The sequence below is a fragment of the Kineococcus sp. G2 genome (assembly GCF_037154035.1).
Classification (GTDB): Bacteria; Actinomycetota; Actinomycetes; order Actinomycetales; family Kineococcaceae; genus Kineococcus.
The window spans coordinates 1-3,470 of record NZ_JBBBEM010000145.1; the positions used below are offsets into that span (position 1 = coordinate 1).

The 3,470-nt window shown below is 75.3% G+C and carries 4 protein-coding genes; all 4 read left to right on the top strand.

Annotated elements, in window-relative coordinates:
* The coding region (locus tag V9U69_RS19130) for an LGFP repeat-containing protein (RefSeq protein WP_442907838.1) at positions 1 to 864 on the top strand (864 nt) is incomplete at its 5' end.
* A gap of 44 nt (positions 865 to 908) precedes the next feature.
* A complete protein-coding gene (locus V9U69_RS19135) occupies positions 909 to 2,531 on the top strand; it encodes a SpoIID/LytB domain-containing protein (protein ID WP_337063494.1) in 1,623 nt (540 codons plus the stop codon).
* A 9-nt stretch (positions 2,532 to 2,540) separates the two neighbouring features.
* On the top strand, positions 2,541 to 3,224 hold the full coding sequence (locus V9U69_RS19410; protein ID WP_442907839.1) for an LGFP repeat-containing protein: 684 nt from the start codon (positions 2,541 to 2,543) through the stop codon (positions 3,222 to 3,224).
* A 64-nt stretch (positions 3,225 to 3,288) separates the two neighbouring features.
* Positions 3,289 to 3,470, top strand: a 182-nt coding sequence (locus tag V9U69_RS19145) for a hypothetical protein (protein ID WP_337063495.1), incomplete at its 3' end; no start/stop codon positions are given.

The window sequence follows — 3,470 nt, forward strand, 5'->3', positions numbered from 1 at the left end:
ATGGACACCATCCGCACCCGCGTCGCCCAGCTGATGTCCGGCGCCGCCGGCACCGCACCCAGCGCCATCGAGACCAAGTACGCCCAGCTGGGCGGGGCGGCCGGGTTCCTGGGGGCCGCGACCTCCGCGGAGGGCCCGGCGCAGAACGGCGGGCGCTACCGCCACTACCGGGGCGGCTCGATCTACGCCTCGTCCGCCACCGGCGCGCACGTGCTGACCGGCGCGATCCGCGACGAGTTCGCCCGTCTCGGCTGGGAGGGTTCGCTGGGTTTCCCGCTGCACGACGAGAGCCCGGCGGCCCGCGGCGGGCGCTACCTGCACCTGCAGAAGGGCTCGCTGTACTTCTCGCCCGCCACCGGGGCCCGCGACGTGCGCGGCGACATCCGCGACAAGTGGCAGGCGCTGGGCTGGGAGAACGGCTGGCTGGGCTACCCCACCCAGGGCCACACGCGGACCCCGAACGGCCGCGGCGGGTTCACCCACTTCGAGGGCGGCTCGATCTACTGGTCCGCCGCCACCGGTGCGCGCGCGGTGCGCGGGGCGATCCGCGACGCGTGGGCCCGCACCGGCTGGGAGAACGGCCCGCTGGGCTTCCCCACCACCGACGACACCCGCGTGCCCAGCGGCAAGGGCACGTACACCCACTTCGAGGGCGGCTCGATCTACTGGTCCTCGGCCACCGGCGCCCACGTCGTGCGCAACGCGATCCGCGACCGGTGGGCCTCGCTGGGCTGGGAGAACTCGTACCTCGGGTTCCCCACCAGCGACGAGTACGAGGTCCCGGGGGGTCGCCGCAGCGACTTCTCCGGTGGCAGCATCACCTGGAACCGCAGCACCGGCCAGACGACGGTCCAGCGCCGCTGACCCGCCGAACCACCACCCGAGACGCCGTTCCCCCGGAGGGCACCGTGAACCGTCGCCGTGCAGCGACCGTCCTGACCACCGCCGCCGCCACCCTGGCCGCCGGCCTGATCGCCGCGGGTCCCGCGCAAGCCGGGGAGGTGCGCCCGGTGCCGGCGGACGGCAGCTTCACGTTCTCCGGCCACGGGTACGGCCACGGCATCGGCATGTCCCAGTGGGGTGCGCAGTCCCGGGCGGTGGCGGGGCAGTCGTACCGGCAGATCCTGGACTTCTACTACCCCGGCACCACGGTCGCCTCCCGGGAGAACCGGACGCTGCGGGTGCAGCTGACCGGTTCCAGCGGCCGGAGCGTGACGGTGGCGGCGCCCACGGGTGCGGAGCTGACGATCTCCACGTCCGGGCGGAAGCTGCCCGCGGGCCAGCGCCTGGTCGTCGACGCCGCCGGCGGCCAGCTCGCCGCGCGCGTGGACGGCGCGTGGGGCGAGACGTGGGGCGCCACCACGATCAGCGGGCCGGACGGGGTGCTGCTGGTGCGCCCGGACGGTTCCGCCACCCGCTACGACGGCACGGTGCGGATCGTGCCGGGCGAGACCCTCACCGTCGTCAACGACGTGCCCATGGAGACGTACCTGCGCGGCGTGGTGCCCGCGGAGTCCCCCGCGTCGTGGAACGCGGAGGCGCTGAAGGCGCAGGCGGTCGCGGCCCGCAGCTACGCGCTGTCGGTGCTGCGCCCCACCGCGCAGACCGACATCTGCGACACCACCGCCTGCCAGGTGTACCGGGGGGCGGAGACCCGCGACAGCTCCGGGAAGGTGACGTGGACGCAGCCGGCGTCCACGAACGCGGCCATCGCCGCCACCGCCGGCGAGGTCCGCGCGTACGGCGGGGACGTGGCGTTCACGCAGTTCTCCTCCTCCAACGGCGGCTGGTCGGTGGCGGGTTCGCGCCCGTACCTGCAGGCGCGCGAGGACCCGTTCTCCGCGCCGGGCCGCACCGCCCCCGGTGACACGGTGGCGAACTGGACGACGAGCGTGCCGGCGTCCCGGTTCGCGCCGTCCTGCCCCGCCGGCGGTGCGGTGACCGCGCTGGACGTCACCGGCCGCGACGGCCGCGGCGCCGACGGGGGCCGGGTGGCGACCGTCGTCCTGCACTGCACCACCGGCACGACCTCCCTGACGGGTAACCAGGTGCGCCAGCTCGGCGGTCTGCGCTCGAACTGGTTCACGATCCCCAGCGCGATCCGGGCCGCCCACGCGGACCTGGGCGGGGACGGCGGCCCGCTGGGGCCTGCCGCCACGGGCGAGTACCCGACCCCGGGACGCGTCGGCGCCTACCAGCACTTCCGCCACGGCTCGATCTACGTGTCCCCCAGGACCGGTGCGCACGACGTGCGCGGGGAGCTGCGCCGGCGCTGGGAGGCGCTGGGCTGGGAGAACGGCGTGCTGGGTTTCCCCACCACCGGCGAGGCGCGCACCCCGGACGGGCGCGGCACCTACAACCACTTCGAGGGCGGTTCGATCTACTGGTCGAACGCCACGGGTGCGCAGGACGTGCGCGGGGCGATCCGGGGCCGCTGGGCGCAGCTGGGCTGGGAGAACTCCCCCCTCGGGTTCCCCACCACCGGCGAGCCCCGCACCCCGAACGGGCGCGGCGCCTACAACCACTTCTAGAGCGGTTCGATCTACTGGTCCCATGCTACGGGTGCGCATGACGTCCGCGGGGCGATCCGTGGCCGCTGGGCGCAGCTCGGCTGGGAGAACTCCCCCCTCGGGTTCCCCACCACCGGCGAGACCCGCACCCCGAACGGGCGCGGCGCCTACAACCACTTCCAGAACGGCTCGATCTACTGGTCCCCGGCGACGGGCGCGCACGACGTCCGCGGGGCGATCCACGGCCGCTGGGCGCAGCTCGGCTGGGAGAACTCCCCCCTCGGGTTCCCCACCACCGGCGAGACCCGCACCCCGAACGGGCGCGGCGCCTACAACCACTTCCAGAACGGCTCGATCTACTGGTCCCCGGCGACGGGCGCGCACGACGTCCGCGGGGCGATCCACGGCCGCTGGGCGCAGCTCGGCTGGGAGAACTCCCCCCTCGGGTTCCCCACCACCGGCGAGACCCGCACCCCGAACGGGCGCGGCGCCTACAACCACTTCCAGAACGGCTCGATCTACTGGTCGAGCACCACCGGCGCGCACGCGGTGCGCGGTGCGGTGCGCGACGCGTGGGCCGCGCGCGGCTGGGAGGCCGGGGCCCTCGGGTTCCCCACCGGTGCGCAGCGCACCGTCGGGGACGCCGTGGAGCAGGACTTCCAGGGCGGCACCCTCGTGGTGCGGGCGGACGGGTCCTCGACCGTGCGCCGCTGACCGGGCCACCGGGCGCGGGTACCGAGGGCTGGTGCCCGCGCCCGGTGGGCCGCATGCTGTACCGGTGGCGACCGCGGACCTGGTTCTGGTGGGTGGACTGCTCGCGCTGTTCGTCGTGGTCCTGACCACCACGGCGGTGCGGGCGCTGCGCCGGCACGGGCGGCAGCGGCCCACCGTCCGCGACGACACCCTGCGCGCGGGCCGGGACGCGGAGGTGGACGGCTCCGCGGCGGCGCTGCGCGCCAT